The 23,582-nt window shown below is 35.4% G+C and carries 27 protein-coding genes and 1 pseudogene; 18 read left to right on the forward strand and 10 right to left on the reverse strand.

Annotation, left to right across the window (positions count from 1 at the left end):
* The first annotated feature begins 318 nt into the window (after positions 1–318).
* From ACIQXF_RS15010 to ACIQXF_RS15040, 7 genes are all read left to right on the forward strand, one after another.
* A complete protein-coding gene (locus ACIQXF_RS15010) occupies positions 319–987 on the forward strand; it encodes a response regulator transcription factor (protein WP_402784072.1) in 669 nt (222 codons plus the stop codon).
* Complete coding sequence (locus tag ACIQXF_RS15015; RefSeq protein ID WP_402784074.1) at positions 984–2,351, forward strand: sensor histidine kinase; 1,368 nt, start codon at positions 984–986, stop codon at positions 2,349–2,351. Before ACIQXF_RS15010 ends, ACIQXF_RS15015 begins: the two co-directional genes overlap by 4 nt.
* 447 nt (positions 2,352–2,798) lie before the next feature.
* On the forward strand, positions 2,799–3,710 hold the full coding sequence (locus ACIQXF_RS15020; protein ID WP_402784076.1) for an ABC transporter ATP-binding protein: 912 nt from the start codon (positions 2,799–2,801) through the stop codon (positions 3,708–3,710).
* On the forward strand, positions 3,707–4,417 hold the full coding sequence (locus tag ACIQXF_RS15025) for an ABC transporter permease (protein ID WP_402784078.1): 711 nt from the start codon (positions 3,707–3,709) through the stop codon (positions 4,415–4,417). Before ACIQXF_RS15020 ends, ACIQXF_RS15025 begins: the two co-directional genes overlap by 4 nt.
* Positions 4,418–5,155 carry an ABC transporter permease gene (locus tag ACIQXF_RS15030; protein ID WP_402784080.1) on the forward strand — a complete coding sequence of 246 codons (738 nt, stop codon included), beginning with the start codon at positions 4,418–4,420 and terminating at the stop codon, positions 5,153–5,155.
* Between the two features lie 160 nt (positions 5,156–5,315).
* Positions 5,316–6,578: an erythromycin esterase family protein gene (locus tag ACIQXF_RS15035; RefSeq protein WP_402784082.1), complete on the forward strand. Its 1,263-nt coding sequence runs from the start codon at positions 5,316–5,318 to the stop codon at positions 6,576–6,578.
* 163 nt (positions 6,579–6,741) lie between these two features.
* On the forward strand, positions 6,742–6,900 hold the full coding sequence (locus ACIQXF_RS15040) for a DUF1540 domain-containing protein (RefSeq protein ID WP_082172635.1): 159 nt from the start codon (positions 6,742–6,744) through the stop codon (positions 6,898–6,900).
* A gap of 45 nt (positions 6,901–6,945) precedes the next feature.
* Here ACIQXF_RS15040 and ACIQXF_RS15045 read toward each other — a convergent pair whose 3' ends face one another.
* The 3 genes from ACIQXF_RS15045 to ACIQXF_RS15055 all read right to left on the reverse strand — a co-directional run bounded on the left by ACIQXF_RS15045 (position 6,946) and on the right by ACIQXF_RS15055 (position 9,380).
* Complete coding sequence (locus ACIQXF_RS15045) at positions 6,946–7,191, reverse strand: group-specific protein (protein ID WP_402784084.1); 246 nt, start codon at positions 7,189–7,191, stop codon at positions 6,946–6,948.
* 381 nt (positions 7,192–7,572) lie between these two features.
* Positions 7,573–8,667 (reverse strand): sensor histidine kinase, encoded by a 1,095-nt coding sequence (locus ACIQXF_RS15050; RefSeq protein ID WP_402784085.1) that lies wholly within the window; start codon positions 8,665–8,667, stop codon positions 7,573–7,575.
* A complete protein-coding gene (locus ACIQXF_RS15055) occupies positions 8,658–9,380 on the reverse strand; it encodes a response regulator transcription factor (RefSeq protein ID WP_402784087.1) in 723 nt (240 codons plus the stop codon). Before ACIQXF_RS15055 ends, ACIQXF_RS15050 begins: the two co-directional genes overlap by 10 nt.
* 159 nt (positions 9,381–9,539) lie before the next feature.
* Between ACIQXF_RS15055 and ACIQXF_RS15060 the strand changes: the two genes are divergently transcribed.
* The 5 genes and pseudogenes from ACIQXF_RS15060 to ACIQXF_RS15080 all read left to right on the forward strand — a co-directional run bounded on the left by ACIQXF_RS15060 (position 9,540) and on the right by ACIQXF_RS15080 (position 13,438).
* On the forward strand, positions 9,540–10,454 hold the full coding sequence (locus tag ACIQXF_RS15060) for an ABC transporter ATP-binding protein (RefSeq protein WP_402784089.1): 915 nt from the start codon (positions 9,540–9,542) through the stop codon (positions 10,452–10,454).
* Between the two features lies 1 nt (position 10,455).
* On the forward strand, positions 10,456–11,148 hold the full coding sequence (locus ACIQXF_RS15065; RefSeq protein ID WP_402784091.1) for an ABC transporter permease: 693 nt from the start codon (positions 10,456–10,458) through the stop codon (positions 11,146–11,148).
* A gap of 21 nt (positions 11,149–11,169) precedes the next feature.
* Entirely contained in the window at positions 11,170–12,051 is an 882-nt protein-coding gene (locus tag ACIQXF_RS15070; protein WP_402784093.1) for a DUF4097 family beta strand repeat-containing protein, read from the forward strand.
* A 180-nt stretch (positions 12,052–12,231) separates the two neighbouring features.
* Positions 12,232–12,777 (forward strand): histidine phosphatase family protein, encoded by a 546-nt coding sequence (locus ACIQXF_RS15075; protein ID WP_402784095.1) that lies wholly within the window; start codon positions 12,232–12,234, stop codon positions 12,775–12,777.
* A 25-nt stretch (positions 12,778–12,802) separates the two neighbouring features.
* Positions 12,803–13,438: pseudogene (locus tag ACIQXF_RS15080) on the forward strand (phosphoribulokinase).
* Between the two features lie 157 nt (positions 13,439–13,595).
* Here ACIQXF_RS15080 and ACIQXF_RS15085 read toward each other — a convergent pair.
* The 3 genes from ACIQXF_RS15085 to ACIQXF_RS15095 form a co-directional block, all read right to left on the reverse strand.
* Positions 13,596–14,219: a DUF2238 domain-containing protein gene (locus ACIQXF_RS15085; protein WP_402784097.1), complete on the reverse strand. Its 624-nt coding sequence runs from the start codon at positions 14,217–14,219 to the stop codon at positions 13,596–13,598.
* A 117-nt stretch (positions 14,220–14,336) separates the two neighbouring features.
* Positions 14,337–14,639, reverse strand: coding sequence for a YunC family protein (locus ACIQXF_RS15090; RefSeq protein ID WP_402784099.1), 303 nt, complete (start codon positions 14,637–14,639; stop codon positions 14,337–14,339).
* A gap of 294 nt (positions 14,640–14,933) precedes the next feature.
* A complete protein-coding gene (locus ACIQXF_RS15095) occupies positions 14,934–15,056 on the reverse strand; it encodes a hypothetical protein (protein ID WP_402784101.1) in 123 nt (40 codons plus the stop codon).
* A gap of 316 nt (positions 15,057–15,372) precedes the next feature.
* On the opposite strand from ACIQXF_RS15095, the gene ACIQXF_RS15100 reads away from it, so the two are divergent.
* Positions 15,373–16,110, forward strand: a complete 738-nt coding sequence (locus tag ACIQXF_RS15100) for a polysaccharide deacetylase family protein (RefSeq protein WP_402784102.1) — start codon at positions 15,373–15,375, stop codon at positions 16,108–16,110.
* Between the two features lie 89 nt (positions 16,111–16,199).
* Here the strand turns inward: ACIQXF_RS15100 and ACIQXF_RS15105 are convergent, their stop codons facing one another.
* A complete protein-coding gene (locus tag ACIQXF_RS15105) occupies positions 16,200–16,460 on the reverse strand; it encodes a hypothetical protein (protein ID WP_402784104.1) in 261 nt (86 codons plus the stop codon).
* A 108-nt stretch (positions 16,461–16,568) separates the two neighbouring features.
* Here ACIQXF_RS15105 and ACIQXF_RS15110 point away from each other — a divergent pair, with 108 nt between their 5' ends.
* The 3 genes from ACIQXF_RS15110 (at position 16,569) to ACIQXF_RS15120 (ending at position 18,436) form a co-directional block, all read left to right on the forward strand.
* Positions 16,569–17,363 (forward strand): DUF2268 domain-containing putative Zn-dependent protease, encoded by a 795-nt coding sequence (locus ACIQXF_RS15110; RefSeq protein WP_402784106.1) that lies wholly within the window; start codon positions 16,569–16,571, stop codon positions 17,361–17,363.
* 18 nt (positions 17,364–17,381) lie between these two features.
* The gene (locus ACIQXF_RS15115; RefSeq protein ID WP_402784108.1) at positions 17,382–17,906 is read left to right on the forward strand and encodes a DNA-deoxyinosine glycosylase; all 525 of its coding nucleotides are present in this window, start codon (positions 17,382–17,384) and stop codon (positions 17,904–17,906) included.
* 104 nt (positions 17,907–18,010) lie between these two features.
* Positions 18,011–18,436 (forward strand): hypothetical protein, encoded by a 426-nt coding sequence (locus ACIQXF_RS15120; protein WP_402784110.1) that lies wholly within the window; start codon positions 18,011–18,013, stop codon positions 18,434–18,436.
* Between the two features lie 642 nt (positions 18,437–19,078).
* Here the strand turns inward: ACIQXF_RS15120 and ACIQXF_RS15125 are convergent.
* Together ACIQXF_RS15125 and pdxR are read right to left on the reverse strand one after the other, a co-directional pair.
* Positions 19,079–19,570 carry an SRPBCC family protein gene (locus ACIQXF_RS15125; RefSeq protein WP_402784111.1) on the reverse strand — a complete coding sequence of 164 codons (492 nt, stop codon included), beginning with the start codon at positions 19,568–19,570 and terminating at the stop codon, positions 19,079–19,081.
* 11 nt (positions 19,571–19,581) lie between these two features.
* On the reverse strand, positions 19,582–20,976 hold the full coding sequence (gene pdxR, locus ACIQXF_RS15130; RefSeq protein ID WP_402784112.1) for a MocR-like pyridoxine biosynthesis transcription factor PdxR: 1,395 nt from the start codon (positions 20,974–20,976) through the stop codon (positions 19,582–19,584).
* Between the two features lie 115 nt (positions 20,977–21,091).
* Here pdxR and ACIQXF_RS15135 point away from each other — a divergent pair, with 115 nt between their 5' ends.
* Together ACIQXF_RS15135 and ACIQXF_RS15140 are read left to right on the forward strand one after the other, a co-directional pair.
* Positions 21,092–22,051, forward strand: a complete 960-nt coding sequence (locus tag ACIQXF_RS15135; protein WP_402784114.1) for a proline dehydrogenase family protein — start codon at positions 21,092–21,094, stop codon at positions 22,049–22,051.
* Positions 22,052–22,304: 253 nt separating this feature from the next.
* Entirely contained in the window at positions 22,305–22,664 is a 360-nt protein-coding gene (locus ACIQXF_RS15140; RefSeq protein WP_402784116.1) for a YybH family protein, read from the forward strand.
* Here the strand turns inward: ACIQXF_RS15140 and ACIQXF_RS15145 are convergent.
* Positions 22,661–23,413, reverse strand: a complete 753-nt coding sequence (locus ACIQXF_RS15145; protein WP_402784208.1) for a sulfite exporter TauE/SafE family protein — start codon at positions 23,411–23,413, stop codon at positions 22,661–22,663. The two genes, ACIQXF_RS15140 and ACIQXF_RS15145, sit on opposite strands and share 4 nt — an antisense overlap.
* Between the last annotated feature and the right edge of the window lie 169 nt (positions 23,414–23,582).

Consider the following 23,582-nt stretch of genomic DNA (forward strand, 5'->3'; position numbering starts at 1 on the left):
TTGCGTTATTCATCTTAATTGAACCGCCGTATACGGATCCGTACGTACGGTGGTGAGAGAGGTCGGGGGTTAGTCACCCCCTCCTACTCGATTGTTAGCATGTTTTATCGAGAAATATTGTTCATTTATCGACGAAATTTTAAAGTTATCACCCAACTTTCAAAATTTATCGCCCAACTTATTAATTTTATCGAAATACCAATGAATTACTCACTTTCCAGACAATGATTGAGTACAAATCTATGAAATCGTATAATACGAATATGCTTCAGAATAACATTTATTTCTAAAAACTAGCGTAGATTGGGAGGGTTACCATTGTATCGCATATTGTACATAGAAGACGAACAAGAGATTGGCCAATGGGTTACAAAGGATTTAACGGAAAGAGGATACGAAGTTACGTGGCTTAAATCTGGTGAACAGGTCGAGCAGCACATAGCTTTTAAGGATGTTGCTATATTAGATGTGATGTTGCCAGGATTAGATGGCTTTTCAGTTGGCAAAAGAATTAAGCGAGAAAATAAAGATATCCCGATTTTAATGCTGTCAGCACGAACTGCTGTTGAGGATAAAATAGAGGGACTTAACTTTGCAGATGATTATTTGACAAAGCCATTTCACCCAGAGGAACTTATAGCTCGAGTGGAGGTTTTACTTAGAAGATACCAAAAGAATGATGATGTATTAGATCTTCAGCATTTAAAAATTTATACGAGAGATATGCGGATTATCAACAAGCAGACCGATGAAGAGATTCAATTAACCGGTAAGCAGTTCTATTTGTTACAGTATTTTATGCGCCACTTAAATCAAATTTTAACGAAGGAACAACTTTATGAAGGGGTTTGGGGTGAAACCTATCTAGAAGGTGATAAAACATTAATGGTACATATTCGATACTTAAGAGAAAAAATAGAAATAGATCCAGCCAAACCGACAATTATTGAAACCATTCGTGGCATTGGATATAGGGTAAGACTATGAAATTATTTCGATCATTATTAGCAAAGTATATGTTAATTATTCTGCTTGCTATTTCCATTGTTCAAATAGCCTATCTTGTCATTCCTCTTTTTGTTTTAGGGATTGCCCAAAATGGACAAGAGGATCTTTCAAATGGAGCTGAGATTGAGAGTAAAGTAGAAGAAAAATGGCATGCAGAAGCTAAAAGCATAAAAAATATTACAGAGGAAGAAATTGATCAACATTTTAAAAGTTGGAAAAAACAATATCCAAAATCTTCTATGTTTTGGGTAAGTGAGGATGGTACATTGCTCACAACATTGAATGTGACGGAGCAACTGCCATCAAAATGGACGCCAGCATTTACTACAAAATTTATCAAAGAGCGTTATGGTGGGGATCCATTTACCGTCATTGCCTTTTTAGGTGAGGATGAATCGAATGGGTTTATTGTTCTTGAGATTCCTAAAGAAGTGTTTAAGCCACCACTTAGAAATGTTTATGAAAAATATGGAGCGTTCATATTTTTCGGTGTTTTTGCAATTATTTTATTTTTCATTATAGTATCCATTTTATTTTTCAGAGGGATTCGGAAGCGACTATTGTATCTACAGGAAGCGATGGAAATTCGAGATGTAGATGGCTTACCTATTGAAACGAAGGTCACGAAGAAGGACGAAATCGGCCAGCTTGAACAAAGCTTTAATCGTATGGTTTGTGAGCTTAGGGAAAGTAAGGATCGTGAGCAGAAGGAAGAACAGTTAAGACGCGAATTGATTGCTAATTTATCACATGATTTGCGGACACCATTAACGAAAATACGAGCGCAATCATATTCAATTAGTAAAGAGGCATTATCAGAGGATGGAAGACAAGCGATTAAAGCAATGGAAACGTCGATTGTTAATATTGACGCCTTAATAGAAAATTTAATGTCCTATACATTGCTGATGGCTAGTAAATATAAGTTTGAGCCGAAGGAAATCAATGTAATCCGTTTTGTACGTGAGCATATGACTACATGGTATCCAGTGTTTGAAAAGGAAGACTTTGAAATCGATATTGAGCTTTATCCATTTGAGAAAAATGAATGGCAAGTTGATCCGATTTGGTTTGGACGTATATTTGATAATTTATTTCAAAATATATTACGCCATGCGAATAGTGGGAAATATATTAGCGTGGAAACCGAATCGACTGAGCACTATGATGCATTTATCATAAAGGATCATGGAAAAGGAATGAAAAATAAATCCGATGCTAAAGGCGCAGGTATCGGCTTATCTATTGTTGATATTATGGTGAAGGGCATGAATTTAGACTGGGCTATTGAGTCAAACGAATCCGGAACAAAGATTAAAATTATGAAGCATGTTAAGGTATGACTCATTTTTCATACTTATAGTGATTATCCAAAAATAGTATGCCAACAAAGTTTATGGCATGCTATTTTTTTGATTCCAAGGTGGAAAATCATCGTTTTAGTGATGAGCCATATGAATGATTTTTAATAAATTGATCCATCATCGGAAGTTTGAGATGAAATGTTGCTAAAACGTATGTCATGCGAATAAGTTGATTGGAATAGGGGCTGGGCGACTCCTCGGGGGATTAGCGAAAGCGAAGCGACCTGCAACAAATGTTTACTGTGCGAAAGCGAAGCGACAGCAACAAATGTTTACTGTGCGAAAGCGAAGCGACAGCAACAAGGCGCCCAGCCGGAACGGAAATCAACCCTCGCTATAATAAAGAGTCATTTTTAAACAAAATTTAACCTTGGACCTTACCTATTTTTAACCTTCATTTCTTATGATAATTACAGAGGTGAGGACATGGAATATATCGTACAAACAGAAAATTTATCAAAAAGTTTTGGTAAAGAGCAAGCTGTATCAAATATAAATTTAAAAATACGTAAAGGTGAAATATATGGATTTTTAGGACCCAATGGAGCGGGGAAAACTACGACGATTCGTATGCTTCTTGGGTTAATGAAGCCATCTTCTGGATCAATTAAAATTTTCCAAAAAGATTTGGTGAAGGAACGAATTAACATTTTAGCAAAGGTTGGTTCATTAGTAGAGAACCCTTCCTATTATCCACATTTAACAGCTTATGAAAATTTAGAAGCGTTAAGGAAAATATTGGGTGTACCGAAATCACGTATTGATGAAGTATTAGAAATTGTTCGTTTGAAGGATGCTGCAAATAAAAAAGTAAAGGGCTTTTCTCTTGGGATGAAGCAGCGTTTAGGTATTGCTGCATCTTTGTTACATAATCCCGAATTACTTATTTTAGATGAACCAACGAATGGTCTTGATCCATCTGGTATTATCGAAATTCGTAATTTAATTAAACGACTGCCGTCAGAGTATGGAATGACGATTATTATTTCTAGTCATTTATTATCTGAAATTGATCAAATGGCTACGCAAGTAGGCATTGTTACTAAGGGGAAAATGATTTTCCAAGATTCAATTGAAGCAATGCGCAGATTTGCCCAGCCAAAAGTAGTCATTAAAGTGAGCGATAGTGAAAAGGGCTGGCGTTCATTAGTAGCAAATGGCATTAAGGCAGAACATAAGGGTGACCTCATTTTATTCGATGAATGCTCAGATGAAAAGGTAGCGCATATTGTACAAATTCTTGTACAAGAAGGCATTTCGGTTTATCGAGTAGAGGAAGAGAAGCGATCATTAGAGGAGATTTTCCTTCAAATGACAACAGGAGAGCAAGCGCTATGATAGGAAAACTGTTAACTTCTGACTTTTTGAAAATTAAACGCAAAGGATTATGGTTTTTAACAGCTTTAGGACCAATTGGTGTTGTTGCCATGCAAATGGTGAATTACGGCGTAAGGAAGGACTATTTGTTAGAGCAAAGCGAGGACGATTGGGGTTTCTATTTATTAAATGTTCATTCATTTACTCCACTTGCTATCGTTTTAGGGATTGCTATTTTAACTTCATTAATCGCGAGCATTGAAAATGAAACAAACGCTTGGAAACAATTAATTGCACTACCGGTGTCTAAATTAACGGTGTATTTATCGAAGTTCACTGTTCTAGCGATTTTACTGTTCTTATCTTCCACGATTTTAATGCTAATGACACTGGCTTACGGAGTCTTTTTAGACTTAGGCGATAGCACACCATATAAGGAAATTGCTAAATTTGCTTACTATCCATACTTTGCTTCATTGCCAATATTGGCACTTCAACTTTGGATCGCAAGTGTTTGTCATAATCAGGGGATCCCAATTACAGTAGGCATTTTCGGCGTGATTTTTGCGTATTCCTCCTTTGTATTGCCTGATTGGATGATTTGGAAATGGCCATCTCTAATGAATCAATGGGATGAACCCGTTATAAATGTCATGCTTGGAATCGGCATCGGTATTTTGCTGTATATTATCGGAATGATAGATTTCGCTAGAAGGGATGTAAAGTAAATGTGGTCTATACTGAGCGCTGAATGGTTTAAACTGCGAAAATCTAAAATGGTACCAATTATTTTAGCGGGGCCTATAATCGGACTTTTTATCGGATTAACATCAAATTTAGAATCTAATACGCAAGGCCTTGATGTGAATCATTGGTATATTTCTTTGCTTTCAATGAATTTAACATACGCATTATTGTTTCTACCCTTAATTGCAGGGGTATTTGCGAGTCTTATTTGTAGATATGAGCATCAATCTGGTGGCTGGAAACAGCTTTTAGCATTACCTGTGACAAGAGGAAGAGTATTTGTTGCTAAGTACATATTAATCGTGATTCTTGTGATGGCAATGCAATTATTATATTTATGTTCTATATTTGCAGTAGGCATGATGAAGGGCTATACGGAGCCTTTTCCAATGGAGATTGTACGGAAATGCATTTTCGGAGGATGGGTAGCGACATTACCATTAGTAGCCTTGCAGCTGTGGATGTCCATTATGTTTAAAAGCTTTGCCGCTCCATTTGCAGTCAATGTAATCTTTACTTTACCTTCTATATTAGCCATCAATTCGAAAACTATTGGACCGTATTATCCATGGGCTCAACCATTCTCAATGATGTATGTAGGAGGCAATACGGATGATGTATTCTTCGTGCCTTGGGATCAATTATTAACAGTTGTAGGAGGAGGGTTCTTATTGTTTTTCCTTGGAGGGTATTTGTATTTCCAACGAAAAGCTGTATAAAGTGAACTTTAATCAGTGAGGATTTACTTTATCCCGCTGATTATTAGTCTTCACCAATTGGGCGATTAAGGTCAATTAATCCCTCACTCCTTCTAAAATGCGAACTACTGCTTTGTTAATGCGGGATAACTTTTTTATAGATAAAGGGAGATTTTTTAAAATGGTATTTGTTAAAAGGAGCTTTTTATTAATTTCAGCACTATTTCTTTTAATATCTTTAGCGGGATGCGGAAAAGGAGAGGCCGTTAAGGATGCTTCAAAATATACATCCGCAGTTGAAGATATCGACATTCCAACTGATGTGAAAGTAATAGGTTTCGGAGAAGCAACACATGGAAACATTGAATTCCAAACATTAAAGAAGGATGTGTTTCAGGCTCTAATTAAAAATGAAAATGTTCATGTCTTTGTATTAGAGGGTGATTTTGGTGGTGCTCAGCAAATCAATCAGTTTATTTTAAATGGTACTGGCACAGCGGAGGAAGCGGTAAAGTCTTTGGATTATGGTATCTATAAAACGGAGCAAATGATTGAGTTTGTTCAGTGGATGCATGATTATAACATGACAGCCGCTGAGAAAGATAAAGTTTATTTTTACGGTAACGATATGCAACGCTATGATTATAGTAAAAAAGGTTTATTGGATTATTTTGAAGTGGTTGATTATGATAATGCAAAGCAATATGCATCCCAATTACAACACGTTTCAAATAAGACAATGCGCGATTTAAAGAATGACCAACTAAAAGAACTGGACAAAATTATTGATTCTATTATAAAGGATTTGCAAACAAATAAAGATACATATATAAAACAATCATCGAAAGAAGCTTATTTATTTGCTGCCCAATACGCACAAATCATGAAGCAGCGCACACAATTATTTTTAAATGACGGTGATTATATGAATCTTCGTGATAAATATTTAGCTAACAATTTACAATGGATTGTTGATTTTGAAGCGACTCAAGGTCATAGTAAAGTACTAATGTCTGCTCATAATGGACATATAGAGAAAACTTCTGCAAATATGGCAGGATATAAATCTATGGGCCAACACTTAGACGAAGTGTATAAAGATGCGTACTTTGCCATTGGGACTGACTTTGTTAACAATACGTTTCAGGCACAAAACGGTTCTGGTGAAAGAAAAACTTATACAGTTAAGCATCATAATGCATTAATAGATGCTTTCAGCGAAGTGAAGGAAAATACTTTCTATGTTGACTTTAAAAAGGCAAATGAATCTCAAGAGTTAGCTGACATCGTAGCAAAGAAACAAAGAATGGGGAATGTCGGAGATGATTTTAGTTTTTGGTACAAGTTTACACAGATGCTTTATACGATTAAAATGACACCTGCTGAGGCATATGATGGCATTATAATTGTTCAAGAGGCAACACCAACAAAGGTTATAGAGTAACATACGGAAAAATGCTATTACCTATATGAAGGCAATAGCATTTTTTTATACCTATGACAAACAACCATATAGGATGTTTACTTCTGTTTTATGACACCCTCTATAGATAAGTATTGAATACCTTAATTTTGTTAATGATAAAAAAAGAGGAGGTGTGGAAACGATGGCACAAGAAATTCTTTGTGAAGTCAATAACTGTACATTTTGGAACTCTGGAAACCGATGTGGTGCAGAGAAAATCTATGTTGTAAGTCAAAAGGGACAGCAGGCATCTAATAGTGAAGAAACAGATTGTAAAACATTTAATCCTGAAACACATTAATTTTTTAAGGGTAACTATATAAATGGTTACCCTTTTCCCGTATCTTTATAAATAGACATTGATTTTTTCCATGTTGAATAAAAGAGTATGAGCGTTTTTTACTTTTTCCTCTACATAATCTAATGAAAACTGTCCATAGGAATCGGTTAAATCGCCAATTGCCCGAGATAAATTATCAATAATAGGGATTAACGTTTCTGAGTGAGTAAGTTCTTCACCTTTATTCATTTTATCAGTAATTTCATGAGCAAGGTGTTGAATCTTTCTTAGTCGCAATTTTTCAGATTGCATGGAATCCTCCTTATTGAGCCAATTTAAGTTGTTTAAATATATGTCAGACAATATGATTTCATGAATAGTACATGTTGGTTCTTCAAATAGCACAGGTTCGCTGTAAGAACTGCTCAGGTAGGGTCCAAAATCGCTCGGGTTCGCCGAAGAACTGCTCAGGTAGGGTCCAAAACTGCTCGGGTCTACCGAAGAACTGCTCAGGTAGGGTCCAAAATCGCTCGGATCAGCCGAGGAACTGCTCAGGTAGGGTCCAAAGCCGCTCGGGTTCGCCGAAGAACTGCTCAGGTAGGGTCTAAAATCGCTCGGGTCCGCCGAAGAACTGCTCAGGTAGGGTCCAAAATCGCTCGGGTTCGCCGAAGAACTACTCAATGTACATGCATATTATCTTTTAGGCAATGTAATAATAAACGTTGTTCCTTTAGTAGGCTCACTCTGTACAGAGATAGTACCTTTATGAGATTGAACGAGCTTATAAACAATCGCCATACCAAGTCCAGTACCTTCAGAAGAGGAATCGGTTGTCGTTCCACGATAATATTGCTGGAATATATTTTCTTGCATGTGTGAGGACATACCTACTCCGTTATCAACAATGTGGATATCTACATATTCATTGCTATCGAAAATTTTTGTATAAATATTTGTATTAGGTGGATTGTGGATAATGGAATTCATAAGAATGTTTTGCAATATTCGTTGCATGAATTTAGTATCAAATTTAATGTTTATAGCAGGTGTCTCTGTTTTAAAATGCAATTTATAGTCATTTCCTTGTGGATTATTACTAATAGTAGCTACAACTCTTTTGGTGAATTCCACAATATCCTGATCTGTTTTGTGCAATGGAAACTGGCCATCTGGACTATTAAGCTGAATGACGAGACTTAAATCTTGAATAAGTTCCTCCATATGCTTGCCTTTATCTGCAATCTCTTGAACAAAGGAACAGACTTCTTCCTTGGACCATTCGTATTGATCATTTAACAATAGAGTAGAGTAGCCTGTAATATACGTTAATGGTGTTTTTAAATCATGCGATATACCGGCAATCCATTCTTGTTTGGCTTGTTCAACCTTTTCACGTTCTGTTTCAGCAGCTTTTAATTTTCCTGATAAGGATTGAAGGTGATGAAGTACCTCTTGATATAACATATAACGCATACGGAGCTTCCCTTTGCGTGTATAGATTTTAGATAGTCCAACAGGCTGTTTGTAGTTTTCTTGTGATAGCTGATGAATCCAAGACATTATGAATCCAAGCGGACCCCCAAAATACCACCCAAATACTACGATACAAGCAACCGTGCTAAATCCAAAAATCCATACTACTAGTAAATTCTCATAATCTTCACTAACAGACTTTTTGAAGAGTGGAAGAATCCCCTCAAGCCCTATAAGAATGCAGATACCACTCATAAACATCCACAGAATTATCCCCAATGATAGATGCAATGTAAATCTAGTTTTTATTCGCATAGTGAATCCTCTTTTGGGGGAATGAATTTATAACCAATGCCCCTTAAATTCACAATGATTTTAGGTTTACGTGTATCATCCCCAAGCTTTTTCCGTAGCTTAGAAATATGGATCGTAACTGTTTTTTCCTCCCCATATACATCGTTTCCCCACACAAATTCATAGAGCTGTGAGGTGGTAAAAATACGATTAGGGTTTTTACAAAAGAAATGTAGTAGCTCTAACTCCTTAGCTGTACATTCTACGAGCTGATTGTTAACTCTTAATGTAGCAGATTCAGGATTGAGAGCAAAATAACCGAAATCAAATTTTGTACTCTGTTGTTGCCAAGAACTCTCATACATTTTTTGACGTCGAAGGATGACCTTTATTCGAGCGACGACTTCTAAAGGATTAAATGGCTTTGTAATATAATCATCTCCACCAATCCCTAATCCCGTTAATTTATCAAAATCTGTAGAGCGAGCACTAACAAAAATAATGGGGGTAATTGTCTGCTTACGTATTTCTGTACAAAGTTCAAAGCCACTGATATCTGGTAGCATTATGTCGAGCAAAATAATATCGTAATGATTTTCTTTTACAAGCTGTAGTGTACTTTTGCCCGTTGAGGCAGTATCAATATTTACAAAGTTTTCTTTTCGTAACGTAATTTCTAATAATTTTAAGATGCCAATTTCATCATCTACGATTAAGATTTTTGCAGCTTCCATCTTGTTTATCCCTCATTTCAATCTCATCATAACAGCTTCTGATCCTCATATCTCTACTCACTTGAAAAATTACTGTCATTTTCCATCGAGTTTACTTTGATTTTACTTTTACTTATTAAGCTTAATGTAACGAATTCAAAATGGTAAGGAGTAAATAACATGGAAACCGTTATTCAAATACATCAATTAAGTAAGAGCTTTAAAGGTGTTGAAACCGTCTCGAATGTCAATATGAATGTTAGGAAAGGGGAGATTTATGGGTTTTTAGGTCCAAATGGGGCTGGGAAAACAACGATTATGAAGATGGTTTTAAACTTAGTAAAACCATCTTCAGGTGATATTAAAATATTTAATCAATCCATTGCTACTACTTCATATCAATACTTGAGCAAAATAGGCAGTATTATCGAGTACCCAGAATTTTATGAAAGGCTGACTGCAAAGGAAAATTTAGAGCTTCACTGTGAGTATATTGGGGTTTATGAAAAAGGAGCAGCTGAGGAAGCGTTAGAAATAGTAGGACTCAATGGTGTTGAACATAAAAGAATACATGAATTTTCGCTAGGGATGAAGCAAAGGTTAGGCATCGCACGTGCCATTGTTGCCAAGCCAGAAATTCTTATTTTGGATGAGCCAATTAATGGTCTTGATCCAATTGGTATTAAAGATATACGAGAGCTTTTAGTACATCTAAAGGAAAATTATGGCATCTCTATATTAATTTCAAGCCATATCGTGTCAGAAATTGAATCTATTGCAGATACAATCGGCATCCTTCATAACGGTAAATTATTAAAGGAAGTGAAAATGGAGGACATTCGAAAAGAGAACATGGAGTATCTGGAGATTAAAATAGACGATGTGAAAAAAGCGATTGATGTGCTAGAGAACAAGCTAGGTATTCGAAAATATGAAATTGTCAATCAGCATTGTATTCGAATTTTTGAACATGACATTTCCCAGTCTAAAATTAATAAAGAACTTATTTTAAATAACATTGCAGTCAATGGGATTGAAAAACAGCAACAGCATTTAGAAGAGTACTTCTTAAATCTTATTAATGGAGGGAACTAATTTGCTTAAACTATTAAAACTTGAATGGAAAAAGAATCGTATAGCTAGCTATTTTAAAGGCTTAATCATTTGTATTGTTGGGATTTTTGCGGCAGTTGCACTTATGGCCGTGGGTTCTGGAGATGAAAAGATGTTTCAGGATTATACAGATTTTATGTCATTAACAAATATTTTAATTCGAATTGTTTTTATCATTTTTTCGAGTGTAATTTTATCTCGTTTAATCATAGATGAATACAAAAATAAGACGGTTCAATTATTATTTACGTATCCATTAAAAAGGAAAAAAATTATTTTTGCTAAGCTGTCTCTAGTTTTTTTATTTTGTTTTTTTAGCATTATCATTGCGACCTTTACGATTAATATCGCTGTTTATTTCTTAAACCCAATGATGAACTTGTTTGAAACACCTATTGAGATACAGGAGATGGTAGCTACAATACCGTCTACTTTAATCAACGCTTTTATGATGGCTGGAGTAAGCTTAATTCCTTTGTATTTCGGCATGCGAAAAAAATCAACAGCTTCGACAATTACATCAGCTGTATTAATTGGATTTGTCATTAATGCAACGGTCGGAGATACATCTACTAGTTTATTTCAATTTATTATTGTCCCAATAACGATGTGTCTTTTAGGGCTAATGATCGGCTATCTTTCCTACTATAAAGTCGACAAAGTAGATTTAACCTAAAATGAGAAATGAGGATGTAAAGTGAAAAAAGCGATCACAGCTTTGATATTCGTAATTACCATAGGAGGAATTATCTTTATCCTTAAAATAAATGGTGAAAAGAGCATCAATGAAGAACAGTCCTTTGATGCTAAGCAAATTGAAGAATTAGAAATAAACATGGAGTCTTGGGATATAGCATTAGAAAATACAGAATCTGAAAAACTAACAATTGAATTTGAGGGTAAGCTACAAGAAAAGCAGGAAAGCAATCCTGTTGAAATTAAGAAAGATGAAAATAAAATTAAAGTACATCAACAAGACACTGAAGTAGGAGTTATGAAAAACTTTAGCTTTGGGAAAAAAGGTACTATTCACATTTCTGTTCCTAAAAATGCTGTGAATAAGATTGCATTAAAAAACAGCGATGGTGATATCAAAATTAACAACATTGAAACAGAAGAACTTTCGATTTCAACGGATTCTGGTACTAAAATCATTAAGGGACTATCGGCTGATAAAGGGACAATCACGTCAAAAGATGGTGAATTGAGTATTGTAGACAGCATTATAAACGAATTAACAATAGCTTCTACTAACAGTGATAGCTATATTACTAGAGTCAACAGTCCGAAAACGAAAATTACTTCGACTAGCGGTGAAGTTTTTATGAAAGAAATCATCGAAGGAAAATCACTATTTGTAGAGACTGCTTCAGGGGATATTACAATATCATACAAAGAAGCACCAAAATCATTAGGACTTATAGCGACCAGCGAATCATCTGACATAAGCGTTAATTTAGAAGGTTATCAGAAAGAAAAACATACGAATAAATTAAAGAAAGGTAAGATTGGTGATGCGTCAAACAAATTGGAGCTAATTAGCAAAGAAGGTATAATAACTGTAAAAGGTAGCGAATAAAAAGGGAGCAATATAGGAGACGATTGCATTAGGAAGCTATGAAAAAGAAGAGGAAATGTTTTGGACAGGTATCACGCAGCATCGAGTCTTTGTTTAAAGGAGCATAACCTTTAACAAAAAGCAGATATTGTGGTGAATAACAATGATGTAGGTTCTCCATATTTTCTTTAGGAGGTTTATATGGTTAAACATATTTATGTCATTAGACATTGCGAAGCACAAGGACAATCATCGGATGCTTCTTTAACAGAACATGGCTTTCATCAGGCTGAAGTTTTAGCCGAGTTTTTCGCTGACAAAAAAATTGATCGAATTATTGCTAGTCCTTTTTTAAGAGCAATTCAAACTATAGAACCACTGAGTACGATGGACAATATAAATATTGAAATTGATGAACGCCTTTCAGAACGCATTTTAAGCACAAGAGATTTACCAGATTGGTATGAAAAACTGCAAGCAACATTCATTGATATGGAATTAAAATTTGATGGTGGAGAATCAAGTAAAGAAGCGATGGAACGTATCGTTAATGTTGTTGAGGGAATTCTCCAAAGTGACGCCGAACAAACAATCATCGTTAGTCATGGAAATATAATTACCTTACTTTTGAAAAATTATAATAGTAATGTTGACTTTCAATTTTGGACCCAGCTAAGTAATCCAGATGTTTTTCAACTAAGTGTTAAGGATCATGAAGTGACTCTAGAACGTATATGGGAATTATAAAAGGAACGGTATTGGGAGGAGAAAAATGGATAGGTTATTGCAAGAGATCGTTACTTGGACTGACAAAGGAGATAAACCAATTGTTATTGGTATTTCTGGACATGGAGCTGCAGGAAAAACAACATTTGCCAATAGATTTACTAAATCAGGCTGAAGTGAATTATATTAATACAGACCCGTATATTGTTAGTTCGGATATACGAAAGCATACTATTATCAACTATATTTATCGAAACGAACAGCACCATTTTAAAATGACTGCTTGCCATCCAGCGGCACATCATTTACCTTCTTTGGAAAGAGATATTCAGATGGTTAGAGAAGGTTTAGATTTATTGACAGTAGATACGCATTATATGAAAAGTGCATTAATTTCTTCAAAAACTAAAGTAACGATTGTCGAGGGAATGAGTGTAGCATTTATTAATCCGGAATTATTTGATTTGAAAAATTATTTTTATACAGATGGTGGGACAGAATTAAAGAGAAGGTCTGGCCGAGATGTACTTGAAAGGGGAACAGATATAAATTATTTAAAGCAGTCCCATGACGTCGAATTCAATAAGAATTGTTTATGCATTCCTATAGTGAGTATTTTGATATTATTTTTAAAACTTCCGATGAAACATTTTATGTAGAAAAAAATATATTTAAATTTTAGCTACAAATAAATCTGCTTTAATAATTTTACGAGCCTTCGTGAGATTTGGATAGAAGGCTCATTTTTTCATGTTCCTCAATATCTCGATTGGCTGAGGCGGGTAGGAAATACATTGTAATACTAGCTATTATGCTTACTACAGAAGTAACATTGTTTTTTACTTTTTAAGTTTTTTTAATAATCTGTCATGTAATTTTGTAAATAGTAGTAAAGCTAAAATTGTCCCGAGGAAGGCCGAAAGCATGTCCCATTGTGCATCCCAGCGATCTCCTTGCATACCTACAAAATCATTCGCTCCTCCACTTCCCTTTGAAATTTTTGTACTGAGCCATTCAATAATTTCATAGAGAGCAGCAATAGCGAGCATAATGCTTATTGTTATGCCTGTTAACCAGGCGCCTTTTACTAGTGGTGTTTTTCGTATTAATATTTCTCTTATGACAATGGCCATCAAACCTTTTAGGAAATGCCCAAATCGATCGTAGTCATTTCGTTTTAAGTGAAACTCCTCTTTAATCCAGTTAAAAAGTGGAACCTCCGAATAAGTATAGTGTCCACCAATAAATGTTAGAATAGACAAAAGGGCAATGATATAATAAGAAAGTGTTGTAAGGTGAAACTTGTTATAAATAGCGACTACAATAATAATTGCAACGACAGCAGGGCTAACTTCTGCGAGCCAGTCTAAATAGGATACTGGTTTTATGACAGACCACACGAAAATAATAAGTACTATTAACAATAAAATTACATGTATTTTCCTATGCTTATCTTTATCCAAAACGAACACTCCTTTTGTCTAAAGTATAGGGATAGAGTAAATAGCTTATACACTTTTACATAAGTCCAAAGAAAAAAGCGCCTAGTCGTATTGCACTGACGCTTTGTAAGAATTTTGTTAAATCATTTTTAATAATGCCTCTACACCAGACATTCCCTCAGTAATACCTAGTTGCTGCGCTTCATACGTAACGGATTCTAATGGAGCCGTTAATAGCTCATCGATTGTTTTCACGCCAACTGCTCGACCAGCAATAATCTTCCGGTCTGCTAAGCGATCATTTAACAAACCAACATCTAAAGCACCACACATAATGTAGCCTGTTTCATTTGAAATTGTTAGTAGTGTTGTTTTTGGTAATTGAACAATTACAGCAGTGAAAAAATGCCCTTGAATCATAATAGGCTCAATTGTTACCATCAAAATCACCCCTTTTCTCTCTATACATATGGCAATAGATAAAAAGGTGTTCGATATTTTCACTAAAAATTATTGTAAAGTTAGTCTGTTACCTAAAACTAATGTGAAAAAATTTCCCCATAAATTTGAAAATAATGGGGAAAGGTATCAGTGGTACAGCATGGCTATCTAAAAATAGAATACAGGTAGTAATTGGATTTGGTGTTGACCATGCCCTGAAAAATTAAAGTCTGTTGCCGAGATTACGTAAAAAGCAAAAAGATCAACTCGTAGAAATGAGTTGATCCTTTTCATTTATTTTGTATAAGAAAGCATAGCTGTTTGCTTGAATTTTTTTAATGCAACCGTTGCCTCGTTTTTAGTTTTGTACTCGAACATGCGATAAGTGTTTTGTTCAAAAACTGTAATAACCCACATATATGAAATCCCCTTTGTTGTTTTGTACTATAACAAATAAAATAAAAATGTTAGTTGTTATATATCAGTTATGCGTTTTATTTTACATCAATCGCTGAAAAAATAAAGTACTATGTAATTACTTTCACATTTTGTTCAAATTTATTTGAATTATACATGAAAAACATCAACAATTATTTGGTGATAAATACGCACAAAAAATTATTTTGAAATAGTGTAAGGAGTAAACAGCCAATCCTTCACAAGTATAATTCATTGTAATTCGTAAATAGTAAGTTGACGGAGTTATGTGAATTTGAACTTGGGAGGTGATGCTATGACACGTAAATATGTATTGGTTTTAATCCTTTGTTTTTCAATCATCTCGGTATTTTTTACAGAGCTGACAACCTATGCAGATAAAGGTCGACCTTATTATGAGGAGACAGGGGAAGTTGTATGGGACATTAACACAGAAGACAAAATTATTGCTCTAACCTTTGATGATGGACCTCACCCAAAATATACGGCAGCTATTCTAGATCTATTGGCAAAGTATGATGCAAAGGCTACCTTCTTTATTATTGGAAAAAATGCAGAAAAATATCCAGACATTGTTTTGCGATCTTATTCTGAGGGGCATGAGTTGGCCAATCATACGTATTCACATCCGTTTAAAGCTTCCATAACAGAATTACAGGCACAGCTGCGTCAGACGAAGGAAATAATTTATGGTATTACTGGATTTTCCCCAGTTTTGTTTCGTCCTGTAGGTGGGAACTATAATGATCGAATGATCAACGCCGCTGTTAAGGATGGATATAAAGTAGTTATGTGGTCTTGGCATCAGGATACTCAAGATTGGAAGCAGCCTGGTGTAAATAAAATCGTACAAAAGGTACTAAAAGGATCAAAGCCTGGAGATGTTATTTTATTCCACGATGGAGGTGGCGATCGCACGCAGACCATTAAGGCGCTGGAAGAAATATTACCAGTACTAAAAAAACAAGGCTATACCTTTGTCACAATATCCGAGTTAATTGAAAGCAAACAACAGCAAGAGCAAGTGCATTAAGGGAAAATAAGCCATCTCAACAATAGATTGAAATGGCTTATTTTTTTTAAAACCAAGCAGCGGATGCTCATATTTAGACGTATTCAATATTACCAAAAAAATAGTGGTGCTAATGCAATTCCGGCAATTGCCCCAAGTGCGATTCCAAAACCAAAGCCTGCTCCTCCAAAACCTCCATAACCCCAATAACCTAAACCATAACCACCGAATCGTCTATCAGGTAGAATCCATACCTGTCTTCTATCCACCCTAGTTATTTCTCCGTAATGTACTCTGCCACATGTTTCTGTAATTCTTACACGTTTACCATGATAATTACAGCAAAGATTATAAGTATCAGCTGGATTCACAAAATATCCCCCCTTTCGACTTCCTTACAAACTAATATATGCTGTTTCATATATCTATCATTAGCCGATTGTCTATTTATGACATAAACTATGACAGGGGGTGAGGAAATGTCAGTGATGCCGACAGATGAGTGGCTTAATGAAATAAAGAACATTCAAAAACATAATCAAAATAGAAATCTTTATGAATTACAACGCTCTACTCTTTGTAGTCGTTTAGTAGAGGTGTTTAATGGTGGAAATTCGGAAGAAATACAATATGAACTGCAGCAACAGGGGCTTTATCAGCCACATGAAAACATCGATATTCAAAAATTAAAAGAACGAAATGTTTGGCAAATTGTACAGGAGGAATTTATTTACTTACAAGAAAGATGGAGCGGTCCCAATATACCAATCTATATTTTCCCTATAACGCAGGAGCAAACAATGACAAATAAAAATGGTGCTGCCTATCCAAATGCTTTATTTTTGTTTGTAGGAGAACTTAAAAAACAGGAACTTCAGGCGTTATTTGCACATGAATACAATCATGTTTGTCGTCTGCAATATTTAAATAAATCTCTAAACGAAGTGACCTTGTTGGATTCTTTAATTTTAGAAGGCTTGGCAGAATGTGCAGTGGAGGAGATTTACGGAGATAGATGGTTATCGCCATGGTTGAAGTACTATTCATTGGATAAGATGTTGAACATATGGGAGAAGCACTTTTTACCTCAGATCAATGTTCAAGGAATAAAACGTCATGTTGAATATCTATATGGTGGAAAGCTCCCTCAGTGGATTGGATATTGCATTGGCTATGAGATAGTAAGGTCGTATATAAAAAATCATTCTTCAAACCAACTTCATTTAAAAAGTTCGCAGGAAATACTTAATGGCTCTGATTTTTCGCTACAATAGAAGGAAGGAGTGATTGATGTGTCAAATGAACTAAAAAATGTATTACCGCCAGTTATTGATTTGTCAACGAAGGTGCTAATTGTCGGCTCAATGCCAGGAAAGCAATCATTAGAGAAGCAGCAATATTATGGTAATCCACGCAATCACTTTTGGGCGATTATTGGGGAAATATTAGAAGTAGCTATACCAGATGACTATGAACAAAGATTACACTTATTAAAGAGCAATCATATTGGCCTCTGGGATACAATTGAATCGTGCGAGCGTATAGGAAGCTTAGATGCAGCCATTCGTAATGAAAAGCCGAATGATTTTAAAATGCTTTTTGAACACTATCCTAATATTGAGTTAGTACTTTTTAATGGAGCAAAGGCATTTGATGTTTTTAAAAGGCATATTGGTTTTGAAGTTTTAGCTGATCGAGCCTATCAGAAAATGCCATCAACTAGCCCGATACCTGGTAAAAATATTAAATCTTTTGAGGAAAAGCTTGAGGATTGGCGAGTGATGCACCCCTATTTACGTAACACACCAACAAGCTAAAAAGCCCAAACAAATACTAAACATAATGCATTACCATTAGGCAATTGCTCAACGGTTATTAGCCCTTTTACATATATTGAGTTATGTAGAAGGAGGGGTTTATCATGTACAATCCATATGAAGAAATTATTACATTTCCAGAACCCGGTTTCGAACCATCATTCGGACGGCCTGGTTTTAGACCACCATCATTTGGACCGCCTAGTTTTGGACCACCACCGTCATTCGGACCACCACCATCATTTGGTCCACCTAGTTTCGGACCACCACCAGCAGGTCAAATGCCTCTTGGTCCACCCCCTAGCTTTGTGCCATCGCTTCCACCTTGGGGAATAGGTTCAAGTGGTATTGAATCATGCTTATTTAGAAATACGTATATATGGACGTTAAACGGAACAGCTTTTTGGTTCTTCCCGACCGCTGTAGGAAGAGAGTTTATTTTAGGATTCAGATGGAGTAGTAGAAATGGTTGGCGCTTCCATAGCATTGCAAGAAGAAATATTCGTTCTTATGAATGTTCGAGATGGTAATTTAGACTATACTATGCACCAATAAGAATTCCCTGATTAGTATGATGTTAAGGAGTTATTTCGTAATTTTATCGTTTTTAAAGAAAATGATGTTACAATTAATGTAATTTCAGATGAAGTTGACGATGGGTGGCTAATGATTAACTAATCTTACTTTTGCGCATGAAATTTTATATTTCAATCAATAGGATTAGTCTGCCTATTTTCCATAACGCACAACTTGTATCAACGAAATTGTTGATTGAAGTTGTACTATATTGATTTTCCATCCGACCGTCTTTATTTAGAAGCGGGTCGGAAAGTAGCTTGTTTGTATATGATATTTTTGTGACTAATCCTTCCAAAATACTTGGAGGGATTTTTTTGTCCTCAAGTGGAGAGTAGTATAAGGGAACTTTACTTGTTGTATCACATGATAGGTATTTTCTTGAGAAGGTAACAAAAAAGAACAACATATGCTACCTATTCCAAACAAAACCGCTTTGCACATTTAGATGTTTAATGGTTTGGCAGGATCAAAAGCTTGTCTATACGCTTGATTCAATAAAGGAACCTCTAAAAGCACTTGAAATTGCTACCGCTTTTTATCATTAACGAAAACTCCTAGAGCATTTTCACTCTAGGAGTTTGTTCATGATAAACTTAAATTTTTCTTGCCTCATCCACAATTTGCTTATACTTAGTAAAATATTTTTGCCATTCTTCCATTGGAAATTCTTCATGTACAGTTCCATTTAATAAGTCCGAAAGTAGGTCTAAGCATACATGCCAGCCGGCTAAATCTTTAGGCGTATGCTCAGTTAGCTCACCAATCGATTCAAGTAATACTAATATGGAGCCGTTGCAATTAGGGGAAAGTTCAAACCTTACCGTATCTTTGCCCCAGTCAAATTCGAGCACTTCCTTCACAACATAGTCTGTAATTGTAATTTCCAGATATGTATCTGTTCCATCGTTCATATTAAAACGGATTTTACCATTTTTCCGAAGATCAATAATCTCTAAATTATTCATCCATTTTTGGATCTTGTCATTCTCCGTTAATACTGCCCACACTGCATCAACTGAATGTGACAATGGTCGATTGAAATTTACGAAATAGCTATTTTGTTGTTTCTGAATAGTAGCAAGCATGGATATCCTCCTTATTCCTTATCATAAACTGCATGAAATATTCTTGTCACGCCTTCTTCAATTTCATTCTTCTTTAAATGTCCATACCCTAAAATAATCCGATTAGTATATTTCCCTTTCTCTATCGAATGATCCTCTACGGGGTATATCTTTACACCAAATCGTTCGATTTGTAACAATAATTTTTTAGAAAAATGAACATCCTCCAGTTCAACAATTAAATGCATGCCAGTAGAGTAACCTAAAACTTTCACTTTATGTGAAAAGGTTGTATGTAAACATTGGATAAGGAAATCTCGCTGGCTTTTATAAAATTTCTTCATTTTTGCAATATGTCGCTCCAAGTAGCCATCCTTAATAAAACGAGCGAGAATAAGCTGATCTAATGATGGTGTGTGTAAATCAGTAAACCATTTCAGCTGCCGACATTTCTCAATTAGATGAGTTGGAAGTACGATGTAACCTATTCGTAATGCTGGAGAGAGGATCTTGCTAAAAGAGCCAATATAGAGTACAAGTTCTGAATCTAAGCCTTGTAAAGAGCTAACAGGTGAACCTTCATAGCGAAACTCACTATCATAATCATCTTCAACTAATAAACAATTATTCCTTCTAGCGAAATTGATTAATTGAATTCTGCGCTGTATTGGTAAAGTACCTCCTAGAGGGAATTGATGGGATGGAGTTAGGAAGACAAATTTTGGGTGCAAATTTTCTGGTATTAAGGCTGTCTTCATGCCATCTTCATCTACAGGTATCGGATAAATAGAGGCACCTGAAGATTTAAAAATTGTTTGAATATCATTTGTAATAGGATCTTCCATAATGGCTGTATCCTTAGGTGTTAAAAGCAACCTAGAAACAAGTGTCATTGCTTGTGTAGCGCCTGATGTAATAACGATTTGTTCTGGATGACAGGTAACACCTCTAGTTCTCAATAAGTATTGTGCTAGCGTTTGTCTTAATTCTAGACGACCTTCTGGGGAGTCATATCCAAAATTCGTTGGTTCAATATCGTTCCATAGCTGATGTGATAATTTTGCCCAAGTTTTACGTGGAAATAAGTCCAATGCTGGAATGCCCGAACGAAAATTAATAATAGGATCTTTTGTCTTATTTTCGGCTTCATTTAATTCAAATAGTGTCTCACGCTGTGTTAAAAAGGCTCCTTCTGCAACGAAAGTTCCTGAACCTCCTCGTGCAATTAAAAATCCTTCAGCTAACAACTGATCGTAAGCCTCCAATATGACATTTCTCGAAACCTTTAACTCGGCAGAAAGTTCACGGGTTGATGCTAGCTTTTCGCCTGCTTGAAGATGTCCATTTAAAATTTTTTCCCGAATTTGCTGATATACTTGCCGATTTAAAGGAATATCTGAAGAACGGTCAATCGGTATCCATAACAACTTTGTCTCGCCTCCCATTTAAAAGTGGTACCTTGAAAAATTCTATGAAGTGGTTCTTATGCTACCAATTTTATCATGTTAAAGTACTGGTAAATAGGTGAGGGGAGGAATAAAAATGAAAAATACAGAAGAATTAGTGATTCAAGCATTAAAATCTGCGGCGAGAGATGAACAAATGAAACATGCCGTTCAACAGTCAACAGAACTCTATCCGTTATTATGGAAGGCGGCAAAACGATATGTTACGGGTGAAAAGAGACAGGATGCCCTCCCGATGGCTTTAGAATTCATCGCCAAGGATTATCAAATATCCATTGAATTAATCGGGGAAAATACAACGGATTTGGTGGAATGCCAGAAGGTCAAAGATGAATTTTTGCAACTTATTGAGAGCATGGGTGCCTCGTCAATGAAACAAACCGTCTCGTTTGATTTGTCTCATATTGGTCTTTCTATCAACGCAGAACTTGCTTATAAGCACTTGGTAGATCTTGCTCAAAAAGCAAATCAATATGAAATTACTTTAATGATTAGTATGGAGGAGTCATCAAAGACGAGCGATACCCTCGATATTTATAAAAAAATAGCTTGTCAATATTCCAATGTCGGGATTACACTACAAGCACATCTTTATCGTACGGAGGATGATATTAAACAGCTCATTCAATACCCAGGGAAAATAAGGCTAGTTAAAGGCGCTTTCCAGGAGCCAATCGATGTCGCGCTGAAAAGATCAGAAGCACTTAATGAACGTTATCTTCATTATGTAGAGCAGTTAACTAATGCCAATCATCCAATCTCGATAGCTACGCATGATGAGGTATTGATTCAAGAAATGGAACAAAGACAATATTTTAATCAACCAAATGTTGAGATAGAGATGCTTTATGGCATACGACCAGATTTGATTCATCAATTAAAAGCGAAGGGATATCGTTGTAAGGTTTATCTTACGTATGGAAGAGAGTGGTATTTATATTTATGTCATCGTCTTGCTGAATATCCAGAGAATCTATTTTTGGCTGTAGCAGACATTATTAATCCAGCTATGTTAACTAGAAGTAAAGATTATTGAACAAGCAACTACTTCCAAGTGTAAAAATACTTTTAGTTATGACTATAGTTGGTAGCTCAGTTGTGGCGGGTAAGCTTGTTGTACAAAGTTTTCCGGTATTGTTTTATCTTCAATACTACTAGGTGAAGAAATATTTTTTATACAGTGCCTTGGTTTTAGCTTTATTTTGGGAGCCCTTTATTTTCTTTCTAATAATAGTATTTCTAAGTAGTAGAATTTAAGCTAATATAATTTAAAAAAGGGAGGGATTACCATGCCGTATCAACAAGCTTTAGAGCGCTATATTGCAGCTACGAATTCCCATGATTTCAATAACGTGAAGCAGATTTTGCATCCGCAAGCAGTTTATTGGTTTACCGATAAAACATGCACAACAGTAGAAGAAATAGAGGCCTATTTCAACAATGCGTGGAAATTGATAAAAGAAGAAGTATACACAGCTACCGATGTACAGTGGCTTACAATTGATGAACAATCAGCTACATGTATTTATACATACCATTATGAAGGCTATCATAACGGAAAACTTGTATCAGGTAGCGGGAGAGCAACGAATATTTTTACGGTCTTAAACAATGAATGGAAGTTAATTCATGAACACTTAAGTAGTTAAATCAGTTTTATTGCTACTTGAATAAGTAGTAATGAAATGATGATTATTAGTAGTATTTTAGCCCCTTTTATTGGGATTTTTGGCAGAACTAAAAGGCCGAGTTGAGAGCCAATAATAGAGCCTATCGCCATCGCAATTGCATATTGCCATTGTAGAAAGCCAGTTTGGTAAAAAACTATAAATGCCCCTGTACAGCTCCCAAAAATAAGTACACGTGTGAGCTGTACAGCCTTTATGTAGGAGTAATGATAGCGTAAAAAATGTAGTATGCTGAAGGTTGAAGAGCCAGGCCCAAATCCACCATCATAAACCGCGATTAAAAAAGGCTGCCATAATTTATTGCTGTGTTTAATGTCATTTTCTTCTGAGCTAACAGTCCACTCCTTATTTTTCAACGTTATAAATAAGGCGAAAATAAGTAGAATACATGCAATAATATTCATGGTTTTTTCTGATATAGATACTGTTAGGAGTGCTCCACAAACGCCTCCTGTAATGGCTATAGCAATATATTTCATAATAGATGCTAGTCGAAGCTCTTTATGATAAAGAAGATAAAAGATGCTCGACAACGCTGCAATCCCAGATGAAAATTTATTCGTAGCAATGCCTGTTTGAATAGGTATACCAACAAGCATCATAGCAGGGATTGTAATTAGCCCAGCCCCTCCAGCAAGGGTACCAATAAAAGCAGCAATAATTCCAATACCGACAAGCGTCAGTGAAAGCTTTGTATAAAAAAGTCCCATTATAATGGCAAAGGTTACAATCAAAATAAAAGATTTTTTCATAAGCGTCTCCCTTTAACTTTGATAGTTACAGGGTATATGCAACTGATTTATAAATCTAATATATTATTTTTAGATTTGTATAAAAATAATTTATAAGTATTGTATTTCTTACCTATGAGTAAATTCG

The sequence above is a fragment of the Lysinibacillus sp. NPDC097231 genome (assembly GCF_044761885.1).
GTDB lineage: Bacteria > Bacillota > Bacilli > Bacillales_A > Planococcaceae > Lysinibacillus.

Excerpts from the sequence above, each read along its gene's own strand:
- ACIQXF_RS15015 (WP_402784074.1), top strand. The coding sequence starts at position 984 with ATGAAATTATTTCGATCATTATTAGCAAAGTATATGTTAATTATTCTG.
- ACIQXF_RS15020 (WP_402784076.1), top strand. The coding sequence starts at position 2,799 with ATGGAATATATCGTACAAACAGAAAATTTATCAAAAAGTTTTGGTAAA.
- ACIQXF_RS15025 (WP_402784078.1), top strand. The coding sequence starts at position 3,707 with ATGATAGGAAAACTGTTAACTTCTGACTTTTTGAAAATTAAACGCAAA.
- ACIQXF_RS15030 (WP_402784080.1), top strand. The coding sequence starts at position 4,418 with ATGTGGTCTATACTGAGCGCTGAATGGTTTAAACTGCGAAAATCTAAA.
- ACIQXF_RS15035 (WP_402784082.1), top strand. The coding sequence starts at position 5,316 with ATGGTATTTGTTAAAAGGAGCTTTTTATTAATTTCAGCACTATTTCTT.
- ACIQXF_RS15040 (WP_082172635.1), top strand. The coding sequence starts at position 6,742 with ATGGCACAAGAAATTCTTTGTGAAGTCAATAACTGTACATTTTGGAAC.
- ACIQXF_RS15045 (WP_402784084.1), bottom strand. The coding sequence starts at position 7,191 with ATGCAATCTGAAAAATTGCGACTAAGAAAGATTCAACACCTTGCTCAT.
- ACIQXF_RS15050 (WP_402784085.1), bottom strand. The coding sequence starts at position 8,667 with ATGCGAATAAAAACTAGATTTACATTGCATCTATCATTGGGGATAATT.
- ACIQXF_RS15055 (WP_402784087.1), bottom strand. The coding sequence starts at position 9,380 with ATGGAAGCTGCAAAAATCTTAATCGTAGATGATGAAATTGGCATCTTA.
- ACIQXF_RS15060 (WP_402784089.1), top strand. The coding sequence starts at position 9,540 with ATGGAAACCGTTATTCAAATACATCAATTAAGTAAGAGCTTTAAAGGT.
- ACIQXF_RS15075 (WP_402784095.1), top strand. The coding sequence starts at position 12,232 with ATGGTTAAACATATTTATGTCATTAGACATTGCGAAGCACAAGGACAA.
- ACIQXF_RS15090 (WP_402784099.1), bottom strand. The coding sequence starts at position 14,639 with ATGGTAACAATTGAGCCTATTATGATTCAAGGGCATTTTTTCACTGCT.
- ACIQXF_RS15095 (WP_402784101.1), bottom strand. The coding sequence starts at position 15,056 with ATGTGGGTTATTACAGTTTTTGAACAAAACACTTATCGCATGTTCGAG.
- ACIQXF_RS15100 (WP_402784102.1), top strand. The coding sequence starts at position 15,373 with ATGACACGTAAATATGTATTGGTTTTAATCCTTTGTTTTTCAATCATC.
- ACIQXF_RS15110 (WP_402784106.1), top strand. The coding sequence starts at position 16,569 with ATGTCAGTGATGCCGACAGATGAGTGGCTTAATGAAATAAAGAACATT.
- ACIQXF_RS15120 (WP_402784110.1), top strand. The coding sequence starts at position 18,011 with ATGTACAATCCATATGAAGAAATTATTACATTTCCAGAACCCGGTTTC.
- ACIQXF_RS15125 (WP_402784111.1), bottom strand. The coding sequence starts at position 19,570 with ATGCTTGCTACTATTCAGAAACAACAAAATAGCTATTTCGTAAATTTC.
- ACIQXF_RS15135 (WP_402784114.1), top strand. The coding sequence starts at position 21,092 with ATGAAAAATACAGAAGAATTAGTGATTCAAGCATTAAAATCTGCGGCG.
- ACIQXF_RS15140 (WP_402784116.1), top strand. The coding sequence starts at position 22,305 with ATGCCGTATCAACAAGCTTTAGAGCGCTATATTGCAGCTACGAATTCC.
- ACIQXF_RS15145 (WP_402784208.1), bottom strand. The coding sequence starts at position 23,413 with ATGGGACTTTTTTATACAAAGCTTTCACTGACGCTTGTCGGTATTGGA.